The organism is Stenotrophomonas sp. 28608_Sma, from assembly GCF_056486185.1.
This window is the reverse complement of record NZ_CM151308.1, coordinates 3,981,882-4,004,356: the sequence shown is the minus strand read 5'-3', so window position 1 is coordinate 4,004,356 and position 22,475 is coordinate 3,981,882. Positions and strand designations below refer to the sequence as shown.

Sequence of the window (22,475 nt, the reverse complement as noted above, 5' to 3'; positions counted from 1 at the left end):
CGTTACTCCAGAATCAGGGGGTCGCCCGCTTCGGTGACCAGGCGATCGCCTGCCTCGGTCACCAGCTGCGCGCGGTACAGGAAGGTGTGCTGCTGGATCTGCCAGCTGCGGTAGCCATCACGGATGGCTTCGACTTCGACACGGATCTGCTTTCCACCGCTGCCGGCGGGCGGCGTGTAGGTGTCGGTCGTGCCGCTGATGGCGGCCTGCGTCCGCACCAATGCCCCGGCGAGGTACCAGCGAACGGTGTAGGTGGTGCCAGGCTCCGGCCCAATGTTGCCCTGCGTGGTGTCGACCAGCTGGTCGGCCTGCAGGATGCGATCGCGGTGTGCCCACTGCACCGTCAGTTCGGTGCCGAAGGTCCACAGCTCCGGCGGGTAGGCCTCACCCTGCACGCGCAAGCGGCCGGGCGGATAGGGCCGGATCTGGCGACGCTGCAGCGTCAGTCCGATCGTCGTAGCCAGATCCGGATTCAGCTCACCCTGGCTGGTGCGGGTGATCAGCTTCGCCTGGGGCGATTCGTTGGCCAGGTACTCGCGCCCGTCGAAGCCGACGTATTCGTCGGTGAACCACACCCGCGTGCCCACGGCATGCGGCATCGGCACCGTGTCCACGCATCCACGGGCCACGGTCAGCGTCGCGGCCACCGGGTCGATCGAGACCACGCGGACCAGCTCGTCATCGATCAGCGCCTCGGTGCCGACCTCGATCATGTCCAGGCTGACGCCGGCGGACAGCGCGATCGCCGTTGTGGTGGCCGTCATTGCGGTGATCAGCAGGCCAGTGGGGGCGAAGTCGGCCGCGCCCGCCTCGGCGAACGGCGCGCTTCCCAGCCGGGTCTGCAGCGTGTAGCCGAACGCCACCGAGGTCGGCCGCACACCGATCGAAGTCAGGTAGCCCACGTCAGGCGACACAGCAGCCAGCTCCGACGCCCCAAGCGTCGTGGCCAGGTCGCGGTAGCTGGCCTCCTGCAGGCGCTGCACGGTGACCGGCTTGGGCTTGGTGTCCGGCTCCACCCAGGCATTCTCAGAAGGCTGGATGTAGCTGGCAGCGGCCATGCCGGCGACGTCCTGGACGACGGTCAGCACCACGGCTGTCTCGGTCTGTGTGCCGTCGTCGACGTCCAAGATGCGCACTGGCATGCGGGCAACGCCGCGCCGTGGCCACGACAGGGCACGCACCTGCCCGCGCTTGAAGGGGCCGGCGTCCTGACGCACCCGGATCTTCACCCTGCAGGGCAAACTGCTCACTGCAGCTACTTCGCGCGCTGCAACCCGCCCCGCGAGTGCTGCGTTCCACAGGCCGGGATAGTTCTTGCGACTGCTGACGACCCGGCCCTGCGCCTGAACGCTGGCCAGGTTCTGGTAGGTGACAGCTGCGTCCTTGTTGGTGGCGATATCCCGGTAGACGATCGTGATCTCATTGACGCTGCCTTCCAGCATCGGCTGTTGCCACTCCAGCAGCTCGATGATGTTCGCCGGGCCGATCTCCTCCAGGGTGGCTGGGTCATAGTCCGGCCGCACCAGCACCAGCTCGGTCAGCCCCGTCACCGGATCCTCGATGCGCATGCCACCAATGTGGTCGCACACCATGTCCATGAACTCGCCTGCAGGAACTGATCGGGACCACTTCAGGCACAGGCCGAACCCTTCGTTCTTCAACGTCTGTGCCGCCTTGCGGAAGCTTTCGTCGTTGATCACGTCGATCGGGTGGCCCATGCCCTCTGTGCGCACCTGATAGATGATGTGCGCCGGGTTCATCCCTTCATCGATCTGCACCAGGTCGCCCTGCCAAAGCCCCTTCTTCCAGCCTTGGCGCCAGCGCGAGACCTTCTTCGTCCAATTCTTGATGTACGGGTTCATGGCCGACACCTGGCCATTGAAAACCGTCGTGAACAGGCCACGGGCGGCTGGCCACGGGCCGGGCACCAGCGACTGCAGATAGGTGCTTGGCATCTGGGCGGGCTCGCCCATGCGCACCTCCAGCGTGCCGACGATGCCGCCTTCGCCCTTGTCGCCGCCGAAGATCTCCGGCGCCAGGATGGTGATCGAGCGAGACGCCGTAATCGGGCCGGTGGCAGGCACCGTCCTGGGGATGTTCATCCCGAGCACCTTGGTCCATGCCGTTTGCGCGCTACCGTCCCAGACCTTGCGGTCGCCTACGCGGATCTCCCGCAGTGCGTCCACCGGGCCGAGGCATTCGCCCATATAGAGGGCCATGTAGTAGCGATAGCCTACGGTCTGTTTCTTGCCACTACCCACGGCCAGCCTCCTCGCGGGCGATCGCCGCCAGGCGCCGTGCGAAGGCGTCGTCCAGCGCTTCGAACTGCTCTACCGGCAGGCCTTCATCCAGGAAGCGACGCAGATCCAGACCGTGACGATCCATCCAGCTGCGGATGCCGGCGGCGCACAGCACGCCGCTGTGTTCGCCCAGCTTGGCCGCGCGGGCGTGCTCGACGGTAACCAGGACAGGACGATCCATCACTTCTTGCCACCCTTGACCTTGATCGGTGTGGTGCGCAGATCGCCGTAGAACAGCACGTTGGGATCATCGATCCAGTTCGTACCGAAGACCATGCTGCACTCGCGACCGTCCTCGGCGGTGGGGACATTGAAGTCCTCCAGGGCGGCCGGCTTCGGAACCGTAGGCTTCGGGCGCATCACGTAACTGACGATCAGCGCCACGATCATTACGACGATTTGAACCCACATAGGAGGCTCCTTTAGAAGATGGGATCGGGTCCGAAGGGGTTCTTCGGCGGTATGGTGTGCTGGCCGCCGTAGTTCGGTGCGTTGTTGAACTTCTCGTGGCAGATCTGCAGGGCGTGGCCACAGCCGGGGTAGGCGGATACCAGTGCGCCCGCTGCGAGCGGCGCTGCGGTAAGCAAGGTGAGGGTCGGCCCAACATGGCCCACCACGAAGCGGTACTCGACGGCCGTGCCCTGGACCCACTTGATGAATCCACCGACGAACCAACCGTCCGGCTTCGCCGCGAAGGCAGTGGACGTGATCGTCTGAGCGGATGCGGCTGACAACACGCCATCGACCCGGAACAGCTCCGGATTCAGACCGCAGTCGGCGTCGAACAGCGCGAACGGACACTGCGCCTGCCAGCACCGGCGGAGGCCGTTCGTCGCAGCGGCGCCGGCATTGCTCTGACAGGTCAGGAGCAGATCATTCTGCCGCTCGCTGAAGTCGCTCAGCACCCCGTTCCAGGTGCCGCGGATCGCGCCGTCGCTCTTCCGGATCCGCCGCCAGCGAACGACGATGCGATCGGTCGGCGGAAATGGCCGCAGGACTGACGCCAAAGAGATGGACAGCGGTACGGTCACCTCCAGATTGGACCTGGCCTCCTGTGCCGACTGGCCAAGGCGACCGCGTTTGATCGCCTCGGGGCTGAACGGCTGCGCATCGTAGATCTCGACCCGATCGCTGGACGTGTAGCGCCAACGCTGGGAACCGCGCCCAAATTCATACAGCTCGACATGGCGGGAGAACAGGCTCACGGTTCGCTCTCCTCAGCGCCAATGCCGGCGAAGGACACGCGGCAACGCGCGACGCCCTCACCATCGGTTTCATGGGACAGCTCCACGGTGTCGGAACTGAGGCGGGCCAGCACCATCCAGCTGATCAAGCGGATGGCACTCGGCTGCAGGGCGATGCCGTGCGGCGCGTCCAGCTGCAGGAACTCCCGCTGTGGATCCAGCTCTGTGGCCTCTATCAGCTGCCGGTACAGCACCTGGCCACTGAACAGCTCGATGCGCAGGTGGCGCCGGCCGGACTGAGCACGCCCGAAGCGGGCTACGCCCGCCCAGGCGACCACGATGCCGCTGGAGGTGGTCAGGGCTGGCTCGACCAACTCCAGATCGTCGGCCCAAGACGGCACCCACAGCGCAGCCGCGCGACCCTGCAGCCAGTACAGCAGGCTGCGCAGATTGGCCTGCTCGGTGCGTCCCCAGGTTTGCCAGGCGTGTGACTGCAGTGGCCATGCCTTGCCGGTGATGTCATCGACGGCAACAGGGCCGATATCGCCATCGATCACCACCAGCTGCCGGCCGAACTCGGCCGTCTGCGCCTGGTCGAGGTCGGGACGCTGCTCCAGCACAGGTCGACCGCGATAGACAGCCGCCGGCGCAGCTGCCGGCCAGTCGCAGGTCTCCACCGCAGCCAGGCGCACGGTCGACCGCATGACCTGGTCGGTCACGCGTTCCAAGCTGGGGGTCTCGGCAATACGAGCCGTCCGGCAAGGCAGCACACGGGTGCCAGGTGCCCAGGCATTGGCCGTGGGGCGCGCCAGCTGCAGGCCATCGGCGTTGATATCCGACACCTCGACCAGCTCGTAGGTGGTGACGTCCTTCCAGAGCATGGCCAGGCCGCCGGGGCGGTAGTCGCGCTGCGTGGCGGCCTGTACCGGGATGGACTGCACGCCCAGCGCCAGGCGCGCACTCAGCCACGACACGTCGTTCCAGACCGGCAGCGCCCAGGTACGCGCCGACCAGTCGAACAGCGCGTGTTCAAGCACCTGCCGCTCGCGCCGGTCGGCCAGCACGCTGAACTCCCAAGAGCGCCTCGGCGAACCACGCAATGGGAATCGGGCTTCGCCGCCGCCGATCGACTGCTGCACGTCGGTCGCCCAGGCCAGCGTTTCGGTGACAGGCCGCTCCCAATCCGGCGGCAGCATCCACGCCGACATGCGATTGCCGGTAATCGTGACGGTGCGGCGCCCCAGGGCCACGAAGTCGTAGGACAGCGACGCCGCGATCACCGGCGGGCCTTCGGTCGTGACCGACAGCTGCCAACGTCGCAGCTGGAGCGGCGCAAACGGCAGCGGCGGTGCGCCGGGACCCACCATCTGAACGCCCTCGCCGTTCTCAAGGGTTGCCGAGGTCAGGGTCTGCTGCTGGAGGTAGGAGTTCCAAACCTGGACGTAGCGCACCTGGTTGGTGACCAGATTGCCCAAGTCAATGCGCAGTGGCAGGACGTGGATCCGGTAGTACCAGTCGTCAAACGAGGTGCGCTGTGCCGGGCCAGCTGAGCGCTGCTCGGGCTCGACGATGGTGGCCTCACGGGTGCTCCCCAGGCGGAACACGGAACTGGCCAGCCTGGCGGTGAACGGTACCGGGATGCGGGTACGCGGGACTGCCAGATTGGCACTACGCCAGTACGGCCCGGTGCTGCTCTGGTTGGCGAGAATGATGGCCATCAGGACTTCTTCACGGCCCAGCCATAGTTGCCGCTGGCCGGAGGCGCGTTGGTCGCGCTGCTCATGGCCAGCTTGCGCAGCCAAGGAAATACCATCCACGTGTCTTCGCCGATGGTGATCTCCTGCTCGGGCTCGAGCTTTTCCAGGTAGCAGGCACGCAAGCCAGGCACCCTACCGATGGGCGACAGATAGGCACTGCTGCCTGGGCGGCGAATGCTCAGCTCGATGGGCTGCAGGATGCTGCGGCCGGAGAAGGTGTTCTCGTCGGCCCCTGCAAGGGCGTACCCCAGCCACAGACTGTCGTAGTTGGAAGACGTCGTGGTTTGATAGATCGAGCCGACACCACTTCCAGCCTGCCCTTCGGTCTCGAGCGCACCGCCGTAGTAGTTGCACAGCCGGTGGTAGCTGTTGACACGTCCATCCTCCACCGAATCGGCGCGCACGTGTCCACAGCCGGTCTCGCTGGTATTGTGACCAAATAGGACGACGTTGCTGCCGGACGTTGTGACCATGCCGCTGTAGCTGCCGGTCTTGTTCCAGTAGGTGCCATCGGCATAGGTCCCACCAGCGTAGCTGCCCGCCTTCTCAAGCACACCGAAGGCATGATGACGGTATTCGCCCGCCACGGCCTGGGCGAGGGCGACGTGGATGGCCGTGCCGTTGGCGAACAGTTTCAGCCGCGGGAAGGGTCCAGTGAGCACCCAGGAAAACGCATTGCGCGGCGAGGCCAGCGGCTGGGCGGTGACCGCTGCGTCGCCGTTGTACCCGATGGAAATCCGTGAGCCCAAGGATGTCTGGTCACCATTGAACAGGTGAACGTAGTCGGAGACCCCGGGAATGCGAACCGTTGCGGTGCGATTGGTTCCGACAAGGTTGTTGCGCTCGACGGTCCACCCGTTGGCCTGGGCAAACTGAACCACCAGGTCGATGACTGTCTGGACGTTGGGAACGTTATTGAACTCGGCGTAGGCCATCTTTCACTCCAGGGCGAAGGCGGCGAACTCGCCATCACCAGTGCGGAACACATTGGGAACCAGCAGGTGATCGACACTGCCGACCGTTGCAATCTGTTCGGCGGTGGCGCCAAAGGACGGCGTGTAGAAGACGCCATCGAAGCTGCCGTAGAACTGGCCGCCTTCGGGCATCTCATCAACCCGATTGCCGCGATCGACACTTCCCGAGCTCCAGCCGATGCCGATCAGTTGCCCGCGCTGCAACCAACGCTGCCCATCCAGGCAGCCACGCACGTTCTGGTTGCGCAAGCTGCGGCACCACGGTGAAGCGATCCGTCCCGTGACAATGGCCGAGGTCCCATAGGCATTACGTATCGGCAACCACGATTGCATCGGCGTGAATAGATAGGATTGGCTCAGGCTCGTGTTGGAACGCCCGTCGGCACTGGGATTCCAGAAGTTCGAATGGGAGTAGTCATCCAGCGATGCCTGGGCGTTCCTTCCGAGGTAGGACGCGCCAATGAACAGCGGGTAGCTCCAATCCCCGGGCAGATGCTCGGGAAGGATGAAGCCGGCATACATGGCGTCATAGCGGCCATTGATGCGGGTGATGACCTTGAAGCAACGCCCGCTGGCGATGAACCAGTACTTGATCGGGGAGTTCACCCCCAGGATCGAGATGTAGTTTGAATTGGCGCCGGGCGGATCGATGCTGGGCGCTGCCGGGTTATAGGCAATGTGCCCGCGCAAGGTCAGGTTGTAGTAGTTGCTTGCCGGCACGACCTGGGCCAGCAAAGACACATAGATTTCATCCTCGCCAGCCAACCCTCGACCCTTGAGCGACACGAAATCGCCGGCCGCGATCGGGCCGCTGGCCACGCCGCCCACCACCTGCCACTGCTGGTTCGCTGCCACCAGGGCCGCGTTGGTGGTCAGGAAATCCCGAAGGCGGGCCATGAGGTCGGTGATATTGGCTGCGGTGTCGGTTGCCCAGGCCATGTTCAGAGTCCCAATACTTGGCGGATCGCCGCAGAGTTGCGGTTGATCTTGTTGATGACGGTGGTGTCGCTGCCCGGATCGTCCAGGTACTGGTCGAGCAGGTCCGGCGACACCTGGTTGATCACTCGCAAGCCCAACTGCGCGGCAGTGCTCGGCGGCGCCGAAGCTGCGCTGGTGAACACGGGGGACCGTTGCAGCATGGGCATCGATGCCACATGCCCTCCGTCGGCATAGCCGCGCCAACGATCGATTGCCGCCATACCGACCTGGTTGAAGGCCGACAGGAATGCCAGCGCACCGGGCTGGCGCACCACCTCCTGTCGGTGGACGAACTCACCGGCGTGAACAAAGCCCGCCAGTTGGTACTTGCCACCCGGTCCGGTGAAGCCGCCGCTGGAGTAGCCGGCCGCGCTGGAAACGGCCATTGCCGCAGCAGCAGCCTGCATCTGACGGGCCGCCTGGGAAATCGCCTGCGCGCCGACAATGAGTCCCACGCTGGACGAACCAAGGGTGGTGGCCGAGGTCTCCAGTTTGGAGGCACCCACACTGACGATCGCGCCCGCGGCCGCAGTAGCTGCCGCAGCCTTGGCCATGTCCTGCGCGCCGTCACCACCGCCATTCCCTTTGTCGCCGGCGAAGAGCCCCATCAACTTCATGGTCGCGGCCTGCGCCAACTGCGCGGCCGCGAATTCGGCAATGCCTTGGGCGATGCTGAGGAAGAAGTTCCGCACCGACTCGGATAGCGAATCGGTTTGCATGATCAGCGAGGTGAACAGGTTCGAGAACGATCCTTCAAGCGTGTTACGGATGGACTGTTGGAGCAGGTTTGTGGTCGCCTCCATCTCCTGCAGCTTGAGTTTGATCTGCTCTACGTTTGCCACGGCAGCAGGATCACCCAGCGCCTGAGCTGCGGCCTCCATTTGGGGAACCAGCTCACGGAGGGCACCTGACTGCTGACGGTAGAGATCGACCACGCGCTGCTGCGCGCCCGCCTGAGTGATCAGGCCAGCCTGCAGCTCCAGCTGAATCCGCTGCTGCTCCAGTGCAATCCCGCCAATTACCCTGTCGTAGGCCTCCTGCAGATTCTTGAGGTCAGTACTGGCCTTGCTCAGATCCATCAGTTTGGAAATGTCGGCGGCATCCGCTGCTCGGCCCGCAGCCTCCAGCTCTTCCTTCAGCTTCGTCAGCTCGCGCGTGGTCTTGGCCAGCTCTGCGTCGGGACCACGTCCTTGCAAGGCTGCAATGCGATCACGGATGTCCAGCATCTTGCGGTCGGCTTCGACCCGGAGGTTGGCCAGATCCAGCTTCTTGGCTTCGTCCAGCAGGTCCTGCTTGGTCTTCGCCGAAGCGTTCTGGAAATTCCCCTCGGCAATGGCCGCCTGGATGCGGGACGTTTCGGTCGCCTTCTTGCGGGTCTCATCCAGCGTTCCGACCAGATCGATCTGCTGCTTGAGCCGCTCCAGCTCCCGCTGTGCGGCGGCCTCATCTTTCTGGCTCTCGGTCTTGGGCGTCTTTCGAGTGCGCTCTTTGAACTTCTCCTGCAGCTGGGCGACCCGCTTGTCATAGGCGCCGCCGCTGACGCTGCCATCGTCGCCGAAGCTGACACCCTTGAGGAGGTCGCTTCCTGGATTGGCCTTGCGCAACTCGCGGAACTGCTTGGCAACCTCTTCGGTTGCCTTCTTCAGCTTCTCGGCCTTGCTGGCACCCTCTTCGAGACCTGAAGCGATCGCCTTGGCGGCTTCGACGCCGGCATCTTGGACCCGCTGGGCCTGGCCGGTGCTCTCGGCGGCATTGACGTCACGATCGTAGGCGGCCCGCGCCTTGCGGAGCCGGTCGATCTGCTTGATCTGCTGGTCGTAGTAGTAGCCGATGGCTGGGGCATTACCGTTCTTCAACGCCTGCTGCAGTTGCTCGGTCGTACCACGCATCGCCGCAGTTTCTGCCCGGAGCATCGCTTCGGAGTCGGTGCGACCGATGTCCTTCAGTCCTTGCCAGACGCGCTTAAGCGTACGAGCAACGGCATCCCACGCCTGCTCCAGATATCCGGCCCGCGACTCCATTTCTCTGACACGCTGGTCGCTGACATTGGCGATGGCCTCCAGCGCTGTCTTGGCGGCGTCGGTCGCCTTGCCCTGGTCCTCCAGTGCCCGAACCTGTTCGTACACCGCTGCGGTGAGGAAGTGGTACTGCTCGTTGAGCTTGGCCAGCGTGGCCGAAGGCGCCTTGGAGACCTCGACCACCTTGGCGGTGGTGCCCTCAATCGACTCGCCCGTCAATTTGGCCAGGTTGACTGCGACGCTGATCGCTGTAGACAGGGTGTTGGCGGTCAGCTTCCCGCTGGCCGCAAGTTGCTGCGCAGCTGCCGTTGCATCGGAGTATTCGCCAGTGACCGCACCGACAGCATTCGCCTGGGCATAGAGCTGACCACTGGACACGCCAAGTGAATGGCCTGTCGAGATCACAGCGGCGTCGAAGGCTCGCAGCTGCTTGTAGCCCTGCAGCGCGGCAAAGCCAACAACACCCAGTCCGGCGGCCACACCGCCCAGGACGACCACCGCGGGATTGAGCGCACTGGTGAGCGCGCGCGCGGCGGGGACCACACCGCCGAAGGAATCCTTCAGCTGGCCACCCTGCTGGATGGCCACCATCCAGATCGGCATGCCGCTGACGATGCTGGTGGTGATATCGGTGATCTGCGCCGGCAGTTGGCGCATGGCCATCTGGTACTGGCCGGCCGAGATCGCCCCGGCGCCCAGGCTGCGGCTGGTCGCTTCGGCAACCTTGACGGCGTTGCGTTGGACATTGATGCCCGCGAGGGCACGGTTGTACTGCTCGCGGCTGATGCGGCCGGCATCCACCGCCACCTTGAGCTCCTGCTCGTCCCGCTCCAGCTTCTGCAGCTTTACCGATGCACTGTCATAGCGCCCCAGGGCGCCCTCAACAGCACGCTGGCGCTGTTGCTCCGACCGAGCCAGGCCTGCTTCCTGCTTATCCAGCGCCTTGAGCGCGCTGTTGTAGTCCTCGGTGGTAATCAGGCCGCGCGCCATCACCCGATCAAGCATCGCCTCGGTGTCGGCCAGATCGGACATGCTCGCCGCGCCGCGCTCCAGACGTGCATCGAGCTCGGAGATGAGGCGGATCTCATCGGCCACTGTTTTCTGCACCGCCGCGCCGGACGTTCGGACGCGATCTGCGGCGGTGGCCACATCCGCCGACATGGCCTTGGCTGATTCTCCTGCCGTGGCCATGCCCGCCGCGCCGGCGGCCGCCTTCCGGCCAGCATCCTCCATTTGGCTGCCCGAGGCGGCACTGCTGCGGGCGGCCCGATCCAAGGCATCAGCGGCCTTCTTCGCCTCTTTCGTGACGTCGCCCAGGCCGACGCCGGCATCCTGGCCGGCGCCCTTGACCGAGGCGAGCCCCTTCTGGACCACTGGCAGCGCCTGGCGCACCTGCTCGATGTCCAGGGCGATACGCATCGCCAGTTCGAGGTTGCGCGAGGAAGCCATTGTTATTTCAGATCCTTCAGCAAGGTGGTCATCGAATTACCGCCGGCATACGCAGCGTTGACGTCGGTAATGCGTTCCCGCCGTGCCCGCCGCTGCTGAGCCTGGACGTGCTCCCAGGCGAGGGATATCTGGCGCTTGGTCATGCGACCGATATCGCCAAAGCTGTGGCCGTAACCAGCGTTGATCAGGTCGGTGAAGACGCGTCCGTAGCCGACGGGACTGCCTTTTGACTGACGGCGTTTCGGAGCAGGCGGCGGAGAAAAAAACTGCTATTGGCCTGCCACCACAACAGCAGCATCTGTTCACCGTCGGATTCGTTGAGCGTCTCCAGCCACGCTTCCTGCTCCCGCACCTCGGCTGCGTGATCCTTGGCATCAGCCGGCGGCGCTGCGATCGAACATGCCAGTAGATGCCGGATCAGGTCCGGGTGGGACATAAGTGCATCCATCACCTGCAGCATGGAAGGCGGATCGGTGCCTTCGAACATCGGCTGCAGATCCCCAACCAGTGGTGCGGCGGTCTGCAGGATGCGAGCGGCCTCAAAGAAGCCGTATTCGCGCACTGTGATGGTCTTTCCGCCGAGCTGCCCCTGCTGCTGGCCGGCCAGCACGTCCAGCTCACCGGCTACGGCCCCCGGATCCTTAGAGCCGGATCCGGAGGGCTGTTGACCGACATTGCCGATCACCTTGGCCATCAGGCTGCATCCACCAGCAGGGCACGGGCGTACAGGCCGAAGCGCGGATCTGCCTGGCGGACCGGGTCGATCTTGGCCTCGCCGGTGAGCGCAATCTCACCGAAGGTGTCGTTGATCAGCGACAGCGTCTCCGAGGCCGGGAAGGTGACGCGGTGCACCTCGCCGCGGAAGCGCATCGTGGTGCCGTCAACGCTGTTGACGCCGTCGAAGAGCACGTAGTACTCGGACTTGGTGCTTTCGAAGACCTTCACCAGGCTGTGCGCAGCGTACTCGTACGTCTTGGCCACCACCGCCGTCTTAGCGGTGAGGAAGGTGATGATGCCGGTGGTCAGGTTGACGGTGTAGTCGGTGTCCAGCACCAGCGGTGCGGCCGGGGTGCCCCCTTCCAGTGCCAGCGCGCTGATCGCCGCATACTCCAATGCGACCACGTCACCCGGCTTGACCGTACCAATGGCCTCGTTTGCCGCTGAGCCGGCAGCCAGCTCCATGCGGGTGCCGTCCGTGGCCAGCGCCAGGTGATCGGTGTTGAGCTGGCCCAGGGTCAGATTGACGCCGAGGTTGCGCTCGGTGGTCATGGTAGCGCCGACGCCGCGCACACCCGACCAGCTTTCCTTCTTGGTTTCACGGGAGCTGGACATGGTCAGCTCCAGGACGCTGGCATCGTACGCCCAGCGCGCCGGCGCGCGGCTGCCGTCGGCATTGCGCAGGCCCAGGTACACGCGCCCCTGCAGGGAGAAATATTCGGTCTCGGACATGGCTTACTTCGCCTCCTGGGCGCTGGCAGTGGTCGGCTGGCCACTGGCCTTGCGCGACGTGTTGGGGAAAAAATCAGCCTCGGGGGCGTCGATGAAGCCGCGTTCGACTGCCCAAGGCACCAGGTCGGCGGGAACCTCGACTGTTTCGCCGACGGCAATGGGCTTGCGCGACAGCGTCAGGCCCGGCTTCTTGATCGTGTATTTCTGGGTGGTCATCGGGGGATCTCAGGTTGAAGAAGGGCCTGGGTCTTCCATACGTCGACCCACAGGGCGGTAGCGGCGTCGTAGTCCTCGAGGTTGCCCTCGATGAGCTGGCAGGCACGGCCACCGGCAATGGGCGGCGTCCAGCCCAGCAGTGGTTGGCGAACCTTGCCCAGCAGGATCCGGAGCTCATCGATCACCTGGGCGCCGCGCTGTTCGCGGTAATTGCGGCACACGGTCACCACCGCGAAGTTCACTTCGACCAACTGCGCCAGGCGCGTCTGCTGCCCGGGAAACGAAGCGCCGGTCTTGGTCTCCAGCGGCATCTCGCGGGCCAGCAGCACGTAGCAGCACGGTGCAGGGAAGTCGCGCAGCGCCTGGACTGCGGCATAGTCGGCGCTGCCCTGCACCTGACGCAGTTCCTTGTCGCTGACGCCCTGGCGGATGCGATCGCGCACCAAGCCAATGTCGAAGGGCTGCGTGCTCACCGGCCGTAGTCCTGCAGGGTGCCGTGGCTGAACTCCCGCGGCGGTGCGCAGACCTCGGGGGCGCCGCCACTGGGCGCAGGCAGCGGGTCATCGGCACCGAGGCTGAACTTGCCATCGCGCACCAGCTCCAGAAAGCGCAGTGCTTCCTTGTAGTCGCGCACCACCGGATCGGTCCGCTCCTCGGTGTTGACCCGGTCCTTATGCAGCAGGTAGCGCGCAATCCATCGCGCCCAGGTGGACACGATGCCCGGTACCGGCGCCGGCAGTGGCACCGGATAGGGTTTGGGTTTGCGCATGACCAGGTAGCCGTTGATCACGCCGTCGGCGTCGTCCAAGGCGCGCTGCACGTGCGCGGCCGCCTCATCGGCGACCGCCACGTCGGCCGGGTCGAAGGCACTGCGATCGCTGCCGAGCAGCGTGGCATCCATCAGCGCATCGTCCACGACCGGATAGCGCTCCGGTGTGGCCACCTGCGCCAGTTCCTGGGCGAGCTTGGCCGCCGACAGCAGTGCGAGCGTGCAGTAGGACATGACGGCCAGTTACTCCAGCTCTTCCGGAGTGGCCGGTTCGTCACCGAGGACGCCAGCATCCTGGTAGTCCTCGGCCTCGTCCCAGGTCATCTCGATCCATGCCGGCGGCTTGATGACCACGCCGTTGTGCTTGAACGGACTGAGTACTTCGAAGCACCAGGTGCTCGGCGCATCATCGTCACCAGCTGTGGCGGTAGCAGGCGCAGCAGCATCGAGAGACGCAGCATCAGGCGCAGACGTTTCCGCTCCGTTGCCGTCGTCCTGATCAGCCGCTGCCTGATCGCCCTGTGGCTGGTCCACTGCGGCTCCATTGGCTGCGGAGACGGCCGACGAGGCGGACTCTGGTTCGCCGCGGCCTTCCTCCGGCACCGAACCGTCCTTTGCCGGCGACGCATCGGCCGCCTTCTCTTCCGCGACCTCCGGCGCATCGGCCGGCTTGTCGTCCTGGACGGTCTTGGGTGCGCTGGGCAGTGCGGTGCGGGGCTTGGCCACGACGGGATCTCCGAATAGGTGTGGTGCCGTGCTCTCCGGCTGTCACGCATGGTTCTCCGTGCTCCGCACAGCCAGGCCCGCGTTCGCCTGGTGCTGCCGCTCGCTGGGTTGTACGGATGAGCGGCAGCCAATCCGGCGACGTCCTGTCGCCGGCTGCGTATTACAGGCCGGCGCCCTGAATCAGGTAGCCGGCAGCCATACCGGCCAGAACCGGGGTGGCGTCGTTGCTGACGCCGTAGATCCAGCTCTTGGCATTCGCATCCCAGTACGGAAGCTCGACCAGCGGCATGCCTTCGATGCGATAGCCATAGCCATAGCTGGGCTCCTCCACGTTGGCGTTCACGTCCGCACCAGGGCTGACGTAAGCCAAGACAGCCGAAGTACCCCAGACGTCACCGAAGGCACCGTTGTCGTCGGCCACCACACCACCACCGACCACGATGTTGTCGATCTCGAAGATCTGCTTGAGCAGGTCCAGGGTGACCTTGCGCACGCCTGTGTTAGCCGAGCGATCGATCAGCTTCGGATGCTGCTTGAGCTGCTTGAACGACTTGGCAGACAGCAGCATGGTGTTGGGATACAAGCCGATGCTGTCACGCACCGCTTCCTTGCCGGTTTCGACATCCTGCGCCGGGTTTGAGGCGGCGTTGGACCACACGTTGTTGCCAGCCAGTGTCACCTTGTGATCGTTGTCGTAGTTGCTGGCGGAGGTGGCGATCTTGGCGCTGTCCACCTCGTACTCCAGCAGCAGCGAGCGCAGCGCGGTGTTGACAGCTCGCGTGCCCAAGTTGATGCCAGGCACCTGGCTGGCGTCCTTCATGTGCTCGCGTGGCACAAGGGCTTCCAGTGCACTCGGGATGATCGAGTAGGGCTTGCCCTGGTAGCCAAAGCGGATCCGCTTGGTGTTCGAGCCAGGGGCACGCTTGGAGTTGTAGATCTTGAAGGATTCCTTGCCGAACTCGATCACCTGGCCGCCATAGGCGGCGACATCGGCGAAGGGGAACAGCGCGGTGGCCACGAGCTGCGCCTGGCGATAGCCACGGGCGTGCTCGGAAAGGATCGGGTCAACGACGCGAACCTGGCCGGGGGTCATCTGTGCGGACATGTAAATCTCCTGCGGCGCTTGCCGGTCAGTTCGGGATGAGGATCACTTCGAGCACGTCGCCGTCGGCGGCGGCCTTGGCGCCAGGTGCCGCGCGGGCGACGACCTTGCCCGCGTCAGCCGTGACGGCTTTGCCGTCGACGCCGACCTCAAGGGCAGCGCCCGCAGCAATGGCGGCACCTGCGGTCACCTGGGTCGTGCCCAAGACGTCAACCGGAGCCAGTTGTCCGATCGCCGCATCGGAGCGCGTGACGCCGTAGGCGTTGCCGCCGGCAGCTGCTACGCCGCCCGCCGGGGAGACGAAACGGTTGTTGGTAAGGGCTGCCGTGGCCAGCACGGACAGCGTAAGCAGAGCGATGTTCTGGGACATGGTGGGCTCCTGGATAGATGAGTCAGCCGCCGACCGCGGCGACTGCAGCTGCCCAAGACGTGCCAGGGTGCTGCTGCTGATAGGCCTTGGCCTTGTTGAAGAGATCCGCGCGGCCTGCATCCACATGCACTCCCGCAGGCGCTGCGAAGTTCGCGGCTGCGTTCGGCGCGTCGCCAGCGGACTTCTCGCTGAAGTCCACCGCCTTGGGCAGGCTGGTCAGCAGCTCGCGCAGCACCGACTCCGCCGGTTTGGTCACCGTCGTTTCGCCCTCGGCAAAGTTGAGCGGTTCCTTGCCATTGGGCTGGGCCAGCAGCAGCTCCACCACCGCCGGCTGCTGACGGGGCAGCAGCTTGCCTTCCTTCACCAGGCCTTCGGCGAACGCCACTGCATCTTCGCGTCGCGCGGCCTGCTCACGGGCGGCGAGGGCCTTCTCGCGAGCGTCCAGGGTGGAAGCCTGCTGGTCGAGCTGCTGCTGGCGCTGTGCGTGCTCGGCGTTGTTCTGCTGGGACATGGGGTCGATCTCCGATTTGACCTGTTCACGAGTGGGAGGCGTTGCCTGGACGGGCGCAGGCGCACCGAGGGCGCTGCGCGGGAACTGGGTGAGCAATGGCGATGCGAAGAGGGCCGACGCGCGCGAGTTGTCGTCATCGCGTGTGCTGCTCTCGATGCCGCGGATCTGCCAGTCCGGAATGACCTGGTCGGCTGTCTCCAGACCCTGGGTATCGATCAGCCAGTCGCGGAAGCGGCGGAACAGATCCGTCAGCGTCCAGCCCAGCGGGGCCAGCGACATGGCAAAGCACGCAGCGTCATCGCCTTCGGCGAAGGAGGCCGACTTGAGCCCCTTTACTGCCGGCGGCTGCGCACCCAGGAAGCCGATGTGGCGCAGGTAGTACTTGCCCGGCGTCGGGTTCCCCGGCGAATCGGGCATGAAGATGGAGGCGCTGATCTTCTTGAAGCGGCCGTTGTTGACCAGCTCCGCGAAGGCAGGATCTACCTCGTGCGGTTCGGCCATCAGGAGGCCGTCCTTGGCCTGAAGCACTTTGCTCCAGCCATAGGCCGGGTCGTCGGTTTTGGGATGGCCCACCACAATGGGCGCTTCGTGCAGCGCCGGATCGTAGCTGTCGGCGATCTGCTGCACATCCGCCTCGCTGAAGGTCAGCGTGCGGCCGTCTTCGGCAACGTGCGTGCCGGCTTTGAAGATCTGCAGGGTGGCGGCGGGCTGGTTCATGCCGCCAGTTTTCCCGCGCCAGAGGTCGCTGTCTTTGAAACTGGTTTCCAACTTTCGAGGGCGGCAGCGGACTGGCTCATGCCCTCCTTTTTCCCGCAGTACCGTCTCACGTCTTGGGACGGTGCATTGCAGAGAATTTCAACCGCAGATGCACGATGCGCGTGCGGTGATCGTCCTGCGTGGAAACAAGTGCCAGTATCGGCCGCACAGGTGTGTCAGACACCAAGCCGGTGTGGGTGACGCCCGAGTGTGGCGGCGCGCCTGTAGCGGCGCGCAGAGCGCCGCTTATGCGTGAGCTACTCGAAGGCGCCGCTCACGTGATCCTGGGCGATATCCAGCAGCTCCTTCTCATCTTCGCGACTTACACCCAGCCACGGGCGAGCGGCGATGGTGTTCGTGTACGCAGGCATTGTGACCGAGCGCTTGAAGCGCGCGTTCCTACGACTGGCTTTGACGAACCGGCTGCCGCCCTTACCCGTCTTCAGGTGGATATTGGCCGGACGCGCGGCGTGTTGGATGGTGCCGCCGAATTGGTGGATGGCGCCATAGGGTGCATTGGTACCGACCAGGACGGCGTCGTTCCCATCCGTTTGCCATGAGGCCATATCACCGAGCATGTGGAAATCGAACTTCAGAATCGGCACGCCGGGGCGCTTCTTCTGTTTCCAGCGTTTGTAGCTTGGCTCCAGTGCACGCCATCGCTGTCCGGTCGGATCACGCTCCTTCTTGGCTCGCTCGCGTGTCGACCTCAGCAGGTACTCGCCCCAGTCTCTCAGGATCAGTTGCCGTGCTTCGCCCTCCAGCTGGCGCAGCGCATCAGCCAGCGCAGGTGTTGCCGAATCCAGGGTGACTTCGAGCTGCGCCATCAGAGTGCTCCCTGCAGCAGCTGCAGCGTGCCATCGGCGACGCTGCGCTTGAGATCAGAAGGCATCAGCATCTGCAGCTGGGGCTGGATGGTGCTGACGCCCGTTTCCGAGATGGCCACGTCGACCACCATGAAGGCCGGGCGCCCCACCGCAAGGACATACCGCAGGTGGCCTGCGGCCACGTCCAATAGGATGGCCACCGCATCGAGCAGGCGGATAGGCAGCTCGGCTGCGGCGATGGCGACCGCGCCAGGCCGAGTGATGGGGAGCTGCTCAGCCAACACTGCAAAGGCCGCCGTCGCTGGTCGAACGGCAGCGCGCTGCAGCTGCGACACCAGACCGGGAGACAGTGCGCCGGCCAGGTAGCGAGCAGCGTGCGCGGCATCAGCGTCAATGCTGGCCAGCCAGCTGGCGTAGCCGGCCTGCAGGGCGTCCCTGGCACGCGGCCGCGCCAAGGCCCGGGCGGCACTGGCGGCAGCGGGCGCCGCTGGCAGCCGCGCGCCCGTCTCCAGTGCACTCTGCAGAGCGGAGGTCAGTTGGCCTGTCAGCGAGGGCGGTGTGACCGGACCACCACGCCCGCCGGGCCAGTGGTCCGCCGTTGCTCCAGGCGCGTAGCCGAAGCCAGGATCGACGCCTGCCGGCGTCAGCACCGTGCGCGGTCCACCGGGACTGCGCTGCCCGACCGTCACCGACTGCATCACAACCTCAGGGGCCGTGTCGGGGCCGTCCTTGCCCAAGCGGCGCAGATCGCGTTCGTTGAGCGCATCGACGTAGCACTGGCAGCCCCAGCCGTTGGCCGGATAGTGATAGCGCCACCAGGGATCATCATGGCGCAGCACCATGCCATTCCAGGACACGTGCAGTGGCCGGGGGTGTTCGACGGCATCGTTGTGGTTGTAGCGCCAGAACGGCCGTACCTTGATCAGCTGCTGCAGCTGGGCCCAGCGCCCGGCGTTGTAGCTCTGACGCAGGTTGGTTTCGTAGATCACCCGCGAGCGCCAGTTCCGGCCGCCGTTGTAATCCCAGCCATGCGTGGCCACGATGCGGTCGAAGTCTTCGCGGAACTGCTCCAGCGTGCGGCCTTCGGCGATGACACGGTCGATGGACTGCCGGAAGTCGGCCAGCAGTGCGTCACGGTTGGCACCGGCCACCATGAAGCTGGTGTCGTGCTGGGCGTCCCACACGTCCAGGTAGCTCTCGGTGAGCACGTTCTTCTTGCGACGGAAGAACTCGATTTGCTCCTGGAACGGCAGTTGAGCGTAGGCAACCCCAGCCATTGATCAGCCTCCTGCGCCCTGGACGTCGCTGCGGCCGGCCAGCGTCGCTGCCGTCATCGCATCGGCCATCACCGAGGCGTAGTCGTCCAGGGTCATGTTCGGATGTAGCTCGAACAGCCGGTCGCGCAGTTCCTCCAGCGAATCGACCTCATCGACCAGCTGGCGGATCTGCTCCACCCAACCAGCACCGAGGGGCGACAGTCGCCGATCAAGCTGCTGGCCCAGGCCGATGGCAGGATCAGGTGCCTTCGGGGTGCTGTCGGCAAAGGCCGCCGGATAGTGCCGGCGCAGCAGGCTACCCACCGTACCGCCGGCATCAGCGAACTGCGGCCCATCGATCGCTGTCGGTACCGCAGGTGGCTCCGGCAGCGCCTGGACAGGCTCGTAGTTGTCCCCATAGGTCTGGTCCATGTAGACCTGCTTGGGCTTGTAGCCCAGGTCGAGGATCTTCTTGTCGCGACTGGCAGTGGCGTCCAGATCCTCCGGCTCTTCCGTGACGCGGTAGACCCGTGGGATGGCTGCGCCGGGGAAGTTCCATTCGGTGAGCCAGCGCGCCGGCCCCTTGTTGAAGGACTCACACACCAGGTCTGCATCGGAGGTGATGATGTCGCGGCGCACTTCCCGCTGCAGCTGGTCGTTGCCCAGCTTGCCGGGTGTGCCCTGGGTGCTGGCGGTCTGGCCCAGCACCACCTTCTGGATGGTGGCATCCATATAGTCCTGCAGGGCCTTGTAGTCGGCCGTGCCACTGCGCCCGGCCTCCAGCAGCGCCAGCTCCATGCCCTTGGGCATGATGATGCCGCTGTCGGTCTGGATCGCGCGGGTGGCCTGCAGCAGCTTGGACTTCTCCGGATCGGTCGCCTCACTGTCGTACTTGCCCACTGCGGTGGGCATGCCGAACTTCTCCAGGAAGATCAGCCAGAACTTGAGCCCGTTGCGCTTGAACAGCACCGGCCAGTACAGCCAGTGCGCCAGCCCCAGGCCGTAGGGCTCATCGTCGTGATCGGCACCGGAGCAGAAGTTCCAGAAGTACGGCGCGAGTGCCGGGACGCCCTCCGTCATCTGGGTCTGGGTGAGCAGGCGCAGGTCGCCTTCCTTGCCGTAGCGGAAGCGTCGGCGATTGCGGACCTTGATCGCCTCCAGGCCGATGCGGGTGCCGTCGACCTTGTACAGGATCTCGGCCACGCCGTAGCCGTAGAACACGCCAAACAGCATCTTGCGGGTGACGTTGTCCCACCCGATCCCGTGCAGCTGCTCCTGCAGATACTCTGCCGCCTGGCGGTCGATGCGCTTCTCGCCACCGGGCTCCACCTGCCATTCGCAGGCCACCACCGAGTCCTGGCGCGATCCGAAGGTGGTTTTCACCTCCGGATCGGACAGCACCTGCTCGTAGATCTGCAGGTCATAGCCGCCCCGATTGCGCAGCACGCTATCAAAGGGCAGCAGCAGCGGCCCGGTGTAGCCACGGGTGATGTCGATGCCATCGGCGGTGGTGGCAATCTCGCGGCCGATCTCTGGGCGGGCGATGGTCATGCGAATCCTCCAAAATCATTGCCGCCGCTGACCGTGCCGAAGGCATCATCGGTCACGACGGTGGCCACGCCGTCGGCTCGGCCGTCGCCGATGTAGGCGCGAGCGCCGGCCGCCTGGAACTCGATGGGTACCGAGGTGACGTGGTTGAGCGCGGCAAACTGCATCAGGGCGCCTGCGATCGCGCCGTCGCCGTGGCGCACCAGTTCCGGATCCTGCAGGTCCTTGCGCTCCAGGCGCGGCACCATCGGAATGCCATCAACGTACTCCACGGCCCGATGGTCATCCTCCAGCGATGCGTCCCTGGGCACGGTGATGAATCCGTCCTCGAACAACGCGATGTACTTGGGCATCCATTCGCTGTACCAGGGGCGCGACAGGGTGACCTCGTGGATTGGGCCACCGCTGTAGCGGCCCGTCTCGGCATCGAGCTCGGCACGGCCGTAACGGTCGCCTGTGTACTCCATCAGAGTCTGGCCCGGCCCGGTGGCGTCGCCAGCGAACGACCAGCGGCCGCGGAAGCCCTCATTCAGCGCGTCCAGAAACGCCCACAGGATCTGCTCCTGCTGGCGGGTGGGCGCGTTGGCCATCTCGATCAGGAACGGCACATCCCGGCGCAGATCCTGACTGACCTTGGCCGGCTTGATGACCGAGAAGTGGCGGTGGCGCGCAAAGTCCATGCCGACCGCCCAGCGCCCAGTGAACCCGGCCACCGCAGCACGCAGCACCGGCAGCAGCGTGGTGGCGATCCAGACCGAGCACCAGATCTCGCGTTCCTTCTCCGAGCGCTTGGGGAAGTCGTCATCGAAGACCAAGCGCAGCACAGGGCGGACCTCGGACATGGCCCGATCGATCCAGACTGAGGGGATGGCCGAGCCATCTCCGTCGCGCGGGATGACATCCAGCTCCTCGCGCATGGCGGCCTTGCGCGGGCCATAGGCCGAGCGGATGGCGGTGTACCACTCCTTCTTGCCCTCGGCGGTGGCCACCTTGCCACGCATGGCGCAGACCCGCTCGTACAGGCCGTTGGACACGGCATCATCGAAGCTGATGCGGATCACCCCGGCCTTCTTGCCGTAGCGACCGGCCTGGACGTCCTGCACCAGCTGGTTGAACGGATTCTTCTTGCCGCGGTGTGTGGACCACACGCGGATCCGGCCACCCCAGATCAGCAGCGCGGTGGCTGATTCGAGCACCTTGGCCACGTCCTTGTGCAGCGCCGCTTCGTCCAGGTCGACCACGCCCTGCAGGCCGTGGATGTTCTCCGGGCGCGAGGACAGTGCCGTGATACGGAAACCACTGGCGAAGCGAACCCGGAAGGCCTGGATCTGCCGGCTGGTGCCGTCAGGCTGCTGGTCCTGGAAGATGTGCTGCTCGATACGCGAGGCTTGGCCTTGGGCAATGATCGGCGCGAACTTGGCCACATAGCCAATGAACTCCAGACCCTTTTCCTTGGTGTCGGCCATGTACCACACGTTGTCGCCGCCGGCGTCCTTGGCAGAAGCGGCGGTGATGGTGTCGCTCAGCGCCTGGGCGAAGGTGATGCCAGTGCGGCGCCCCTTCTCGCAGACCGCGATATCCAGCCCTTCCTGCATCCGGATCCATTCGGACTGATGAGCCATCAGCACACCGGCCTTGCTCGGATCGAAGTTGGTCGAGATCGAGCGCACGCTCTCAGGCAGCTCATCCCAGTCCAGGACGCGCTCGGTATCCGGCAGGGGACCCAGTGCACTCACTTAGCCGACTCCATGCAGCACCTTGTTGCGCCAGAACTCCACGCCCTCGGCGTCCAGGCCCTTGGCTCGCGCAGCCTCCTCGACCCGGCTGGCCGCGTCGACGAGCGCCTTCTGACGGATCTCGCCGGCCCACTTCTCGCGCACGATGGAAGAGCGGGTCAGCTCGGCAATGGCCTTGGCCGCCTTGCTGTACAGAGCAATACGGTCGGCGGGGGAGATGCTTTCATCGTCCTGGTCGGCGGCCTCCTGGAACTGCAGCAGCGCCTCGAACAGATCGGTCTGCAGCAGGCCCAACAGCGCGCTGCCGCGCTCGGCGGCATTGTCGGGCGCCTGCTCAGCAACCAGCTTCATGGCTTCGGTGCTGGCACTGATCGAAGCCAAGCGGCGCTTGAGCCGCTTGGCGCGTTCGTTGACGGTGGTCTTGCTGATCTCGTAGCCCTGTTCGCCCAGCCATTCGGACAGCGAGATGCTGCCACCGAAGGCGTTGGCAACCAGGCGCCGATCCAGCTCGTCACGCACATCGGCCGGCAACAAGTCGATCTTGCTCAC

23 protein-coding genes are annotated in these 22,475 nt (G+C 65.2%); all 23 read right to left on the bottom strand.

Annotation, left to right across the window (positions count from 1 at the left end):
* Window positions 1-2 precede the first annotated feature (2 nt).
* The 23 genes from ACZLHH_RS19005 to ACZLHH_RS18895 all read right to left on the bottom strand — a co-directional run bounded on the left by ACZLHH_RS19005 (window position 3) and on the right by ACZLHH_RS18895 (window position 22,475).
* The gene (locus tag ACZLHH_RS19005) at window positions 3-2,261 is read right to left on the bottom strand and encodes a hypothetical protein (protein ID WP_180845002.1); all 2,259 of its coding nucleotides are present in this window, start codon (window positions 2,259-2,261) and stop codon (window positions 3-5) included.
* Entirely contained in the window at window positions 2,254-2,481 is a 228-nt protein-coding gene (locus ACZLHH_RS19000) for a hypothetical protein (RefSeq protein ID WP_049399121.1), read from the bottom strand. Before ACZLHH_RS19000 ends, ACZLHH_RS19005 begins: the two co-directional genes overlap by 8 nt.
* Window positions 2,481-2,711, bottom strand: coding sequence for a hypothetical protein (locus ACZLHH_RS18995; protein ID WP_040006695.1), 231 nt, complete (start codon window positions 2,709-2,711; stop codon window positions 2,481-2,483). Before ACZLHH_RS18995 ends, ACZLHH_RS19000 begins: the two co-directional genes overlap by 1 nt.
* 11 nt (window positions 2,712-2,722) lie before the next feature.
* Entirely contained in the window at window positions 2,723-3,505 is a 783-nt protein-coding gene (locus ACZLHH_RS18990; protein ID WP_049399122.1) for a phage BR0599 family protein, read from the bottom strand.
* A complete protein-coding gene (locus ACZLHH_RS18985) occupies window positions 3,502-5,202 on the bottom strand; it encodes a hypothetical protein (RefSeq protein WP_049399123.1) in 1,701 nt (566 codons plus the stop codon). Before ACZLHH_RS18985 ends, ACZLHH_RS18990 begins: the two co-directional genes overlap by 4 nt.
* Window positions 5,202-6,176: a hypothetical protein gene (locus ACZLHH_RS18980; RefSeq protein ID WP_049399124.1), complete on the bottom strand. Its 975-nt coding sequence runs from the start codon at window positions 6,174-6,176 to the stop codon at window positions 5,202-5,204. Before ACZLHH_RS18980 ends, ACZLHH_RS18985 begins: the two co-directional genes overlap by 1 nt.
* Window positions 6,177-6,179: 3 nt before the next feature.
* Complete coding sequence (locus tag ACZLHH_RS18975) at window positions 6,180-7,154, bottom strand: hypothetical protein (protein ID WP_049399125.1); 975 nt, start codon at window positions 7,152-7,154, stop codon at window positions 6,180-6,182.
* A 2-nt stretch (window positions 7,155-7,156) separates the two neighbouring features.
* The gene (locus ACZLHH_RS18970) at window positions 7,157-10,660 is read right to left on the bottom strand and encodes a phage tail length tape measure family protein (protein ID WP_049399126.1); all 3,504 of its coding nucleotides are present in this window, start codon (window positions 10,658-10,660) and stop codon (window positions 7,157-7,159) included.
* A 2-nt stretch (window positions 10,661-10,662) separates the two neighbouring features.
* A complete protein-coding gene (locus ACZLHH_RS18965; RefSeq protein ID WP_008266411.1) occupies window positions 10,663-10,803 on the bottom strand; it encodes a hypothetical protein in 141 nt (46 codons plus the stop codon).
* 41 nt (window positions 10,804-10,844) lie between these two features.
* Complete coding sequence (locus ACZLHH_RS18960) at window positions 10,845-11,354, bottom strand: DUF6631 family protein (protein ID WP_040006693.1); 510 nt, start codon at window positions 11,352-11,354, stop codon at window positions 10,845-10,847.
* Window positions 11,354-12,109 carry a phage tail tube protein gene (locus ACZLHH_RS18955; RefSeq protein WP_008268825.1) on the bottom strand — a complete coding sequence of 252 codons (756 nt, stop codon included), beginning with the start codon at window positions 12,107-12,109 and terminating at the stop codon, window positions 11,354-11,356. The genes ACZLHH_RS18960 and ACZLHH_RS18955 overlap by 1 nt, the downstream gene beginning before the upstream one ends.
* 3 nt (window positions 12,110-12,112) lie before the next feature.
* On the bottom strand, window positions 12,113-12,325 hold the full coding sequence (locus tag ACZLHH_RS18950) for a hypothetical protein (protein ID WP_008265068.1): 213 nt from the start codon (window positions 12,323-12,325) through the stop codon (window positions 12,113-12,115).
* On the bottom strand, window positions 12,322-12,798 hold the full coding sequence (locus ACZLHH_RS18945) for a phage tail terminator protein (protein WP_040006690.1): 477 nt from the start codon (window positions 12,796-12,798) through the stop codon (window positions 12,322-12,324). Before ACZLHH_RS18945 ends, ACZLHH_RS18950 begins: the two co-directional genes overlap by 4 nt.
* The gene (locus tag ACZLHH_RS18940) at window positions 12,795-13,328 is read right to left on the bottom strand and encodes a gp436 family protein (RefSeq protein ID WP_008268301.1); all 534 of its coding nucleotides are present in this window, start codon (window positions 13,326-13,328) and stop codon (window positions 12,795-12,797) included. The genes ACZLHH_RS18945 and ACZLHH_RS18940 overlap by 4 nt, the downstream gene beginning before the upstream one ends.
* Before the next feature lie 9 nt (window positions 13,329-13,337).
* Entirely contained in the window at window positions 13,338-13,820 is a 483-nt protein-coding gene (locus tag ACZLHH_RS18935; protein WP_478478728.1) for a hypothetical protein, read from the bottom strand.
* Between the two features lie 160 nt (window positions 13,821-13,980).
* The gene (locus tag ACZLHH_RS18930; RefSeq protein ID WP_008266322.1) at window positions 13,981-14,925 is read right to left on the bottom strand and encodes a major capsid protein; all 945 of its coding nucleotides are present in this window, start codon (window positions 14,923-14,925) and stop codon (window positions 13,981-13,983) included.
* Between the two features lie 25 nt (window positions 14,926-14,950).
* Window positions 14,951-15,292, bottom strand: coding sequence for a capsid cement protein (locus ACZLHH_RS18925; protein ID WP_049399127.1), 342 nt, complete (start codon window positions 15,290-15,292; stop codon window positions 14,951-14,953).
* A gap of 22 nt (window positions 15,293-15,314) precedes the next feature.
* A complete protein-coding gene (locus ACZLHH_RS18920) occupies window positions 15,315-16,520 on the bottom strand; it encodes a hypothetical protein (protein WP_040009211.1) in 1,206 nt (401 codons plus the stop codon).
* Window positions 16,521-16,816: 296 nt separating this feature from the next.
* The gene (locus ACZLHH_RS18915) at window positions 16,817-17,386 is read right to left on the bottom strand and encodes a phage virion morphogenesis protein (protein ID WP_008268056.1); all 570 of its coding nucleotides are present in this window, start codon (window positions 17,384-17,386) and stop codon (window positions 16,817-16,819) included.
* Complete coding sequence (locus ACZLHH_RS18910) at window positions 17,386-18,663, bottom strand: phage head morphogenesis protein (RefSeq protein WP_008264470.1); 1,278 nt, start codon at window positions 18,661-18,663, stop codon at window positions 17,386-17,388. The genes ACZLHH_RS18915 and ACZLHH_RS18910 overlap by 1 nt, the downstream gene beginning before the upstream one ends.
* A 3-nt stretch (window positions 18,664-18,666) precedes the next feature.
* Window positions 18,667-20,193 carry a DUF935 domain-containing protein gene (locus tag ACZLHH_RS18905; protein ID WP_008267274.1) on the bottom strand — a complete coding sequence of 509 codons (1,527 nt, stop codon included), beginning with the start codon at window positions 20,191-20,193 and terminating at the stop codon, window positions 18,667-18,669.
* Window positions 20,190-21,926, bottom strand: a complete 1,737-nt coding sequence (locus ACZLHH_RS18900) for a hypothetical protein (RefSeq protein WP_008267234.1) — start codon at window positions 21,924-21,926, stop codon at window positions 20,190-20,192. Before ACZLHH_RS18900 ends, ACZLHH_RS18905 begins: the two co-directional genes overlap by 4 nt.
* Window positions 21,927-22,475 (bottom strand): DUF3486 family protein, encoded by a 549-nt coding sequence (locus tag ACZLHH_RS18895; RefSeq protein WP_050413323.1) that lies wholly within the window; start codon window positions 22,473-22,475, stop codon window positions 21,927-21,929.

Excerpts from the sequence above, each read along its gene's own strand:
- ACZLHH_RS19000 (WP_049399121.1), bottom strand. The coding sequence starts at position 2,481 with ATGGATCGTCCTGTCCTGGTTACCGTCGAGCACGCCCGCGCGGCCAAG.
- ACZLHH_RS18995 (WP_040006695.1), bottom strand. The coding sequence starts at position 2,711 with ATGTGGGTTCAAATCGTCGTAATGATCGTGGCGCTGATCGTCAGTTAC.
- ACZLHH_RS18985 (WP_049399123.1), bottom strand. The coding sequence starts at position 5,202 with ATGGCCATCATTCTCGCCAACCAGAGCAGCACCGGGCCGTACTGGCGT.
- ACZLHH_RS18980 (WP_049399124.1), bottom strand. The coding sequence starts at position 6,176 with ATGGCCTACGCCGAGTTCAATAACGTTCCCAACGTCCAGACAGTCATC.
- ACZLHH_RS18975 (WP_049399125.1), bottom strand. The coding sequence starts at position 7,154 with ATGGCCTGGGCAACCGACACCGCAGCCAATATCACCGACCTCATGGCC.
- ACZLHH_RS18970 (WP_049399126.1), bottom strand. The coding sequence starts at position 10,660 with ATGGCTTCCTCGCGCAACCTCGAACTGGCGATGCGTATCGCCCTGGAC.
- ACZLHH_RS18965 (WP_008266411.1), bottom strand. The coding sequence starts at position 10,803 with ATGACCAAGCGCCAGATATCCCTCGCCTGGGAGCACGTCCAGGCTCAG.
- ACZLHH_RS18960 (WP_040006693.1), bottom strand. The coding sequence starts at position 11,354 with ATGGCCAAGGTGATCGGCAATGTCGGTCAACAGCCCTCCGGATCCGGC.
- ACZLHH_RS18955 (WP_008268825.1), bottom strand. The coding sequence starts at position 12,109 with ATGTCCGAGACCGAATATTTCTCCCTGCAGGGGCGCGTGTACCTGGGC.
- ACZLHH_RS18950 (WP_008265068.1), bottom strand. The coding sequence starts at position 12,325 with ATGACCACCCAGAAATACACGATCAAGAAGCCGGGCCTGACGCTGTCG.
- ACZLHH_RS18940 (WP_008268301.1), bottom strand. The coding sequence starts at position 13,328 with ATGTCCTACTGCACGCTCGCACTGCTGTCGGCGGCCAAGCTCGCCCAG.
- ACZLHH_RS18930 (WP_008266322.1), bottom strand. The coding sequence starts at position 14,925 with ATGTCCGCACAGATGACCCCCGGCCAGGTTCGCGTCGTTGACCCGATC.
- ACZLHH_RS18925 (WP_049399127.1), bottom strand. The coding sequence starts at position 15,292 with ATGTCCCAGAACATCGCTCTGCTTACGCTGTCCGTGCTGGCCACGGCA.
- ACZLHH_RS18920 (WP_040009211.1), bottom strand. The coding sequence starts at position 16,520 with ATGAACCAGCCCGCCGCCACCCTGCAGATCTTCAAAGCCGGCACGCAC.
- ACZLHH_RS18915 (WP_008268056.1), bottom strand. The coding sequence starts at position 17,386 with ATGGCGCAGCTCGAAGTCACCCTGGATTCGGCAACACCTGCGCTGGCT.
- ACZLHH_RS18910 (WP_008264470.1), bottom strand. The coding sequence starts at position 18,663 with ATGGCTGGGGTTGCCTACGCTCAACTGCCGTTCCAGGAGCAAATCGAG.
- ACZLHH_RS18905 (WP_008267274.1), bottom strand. The coding sequence starts at position 20,193 with ATGACCATCGCCCGCCCAGAGATCGGCCGCGAGATTGCCACCACCGCC.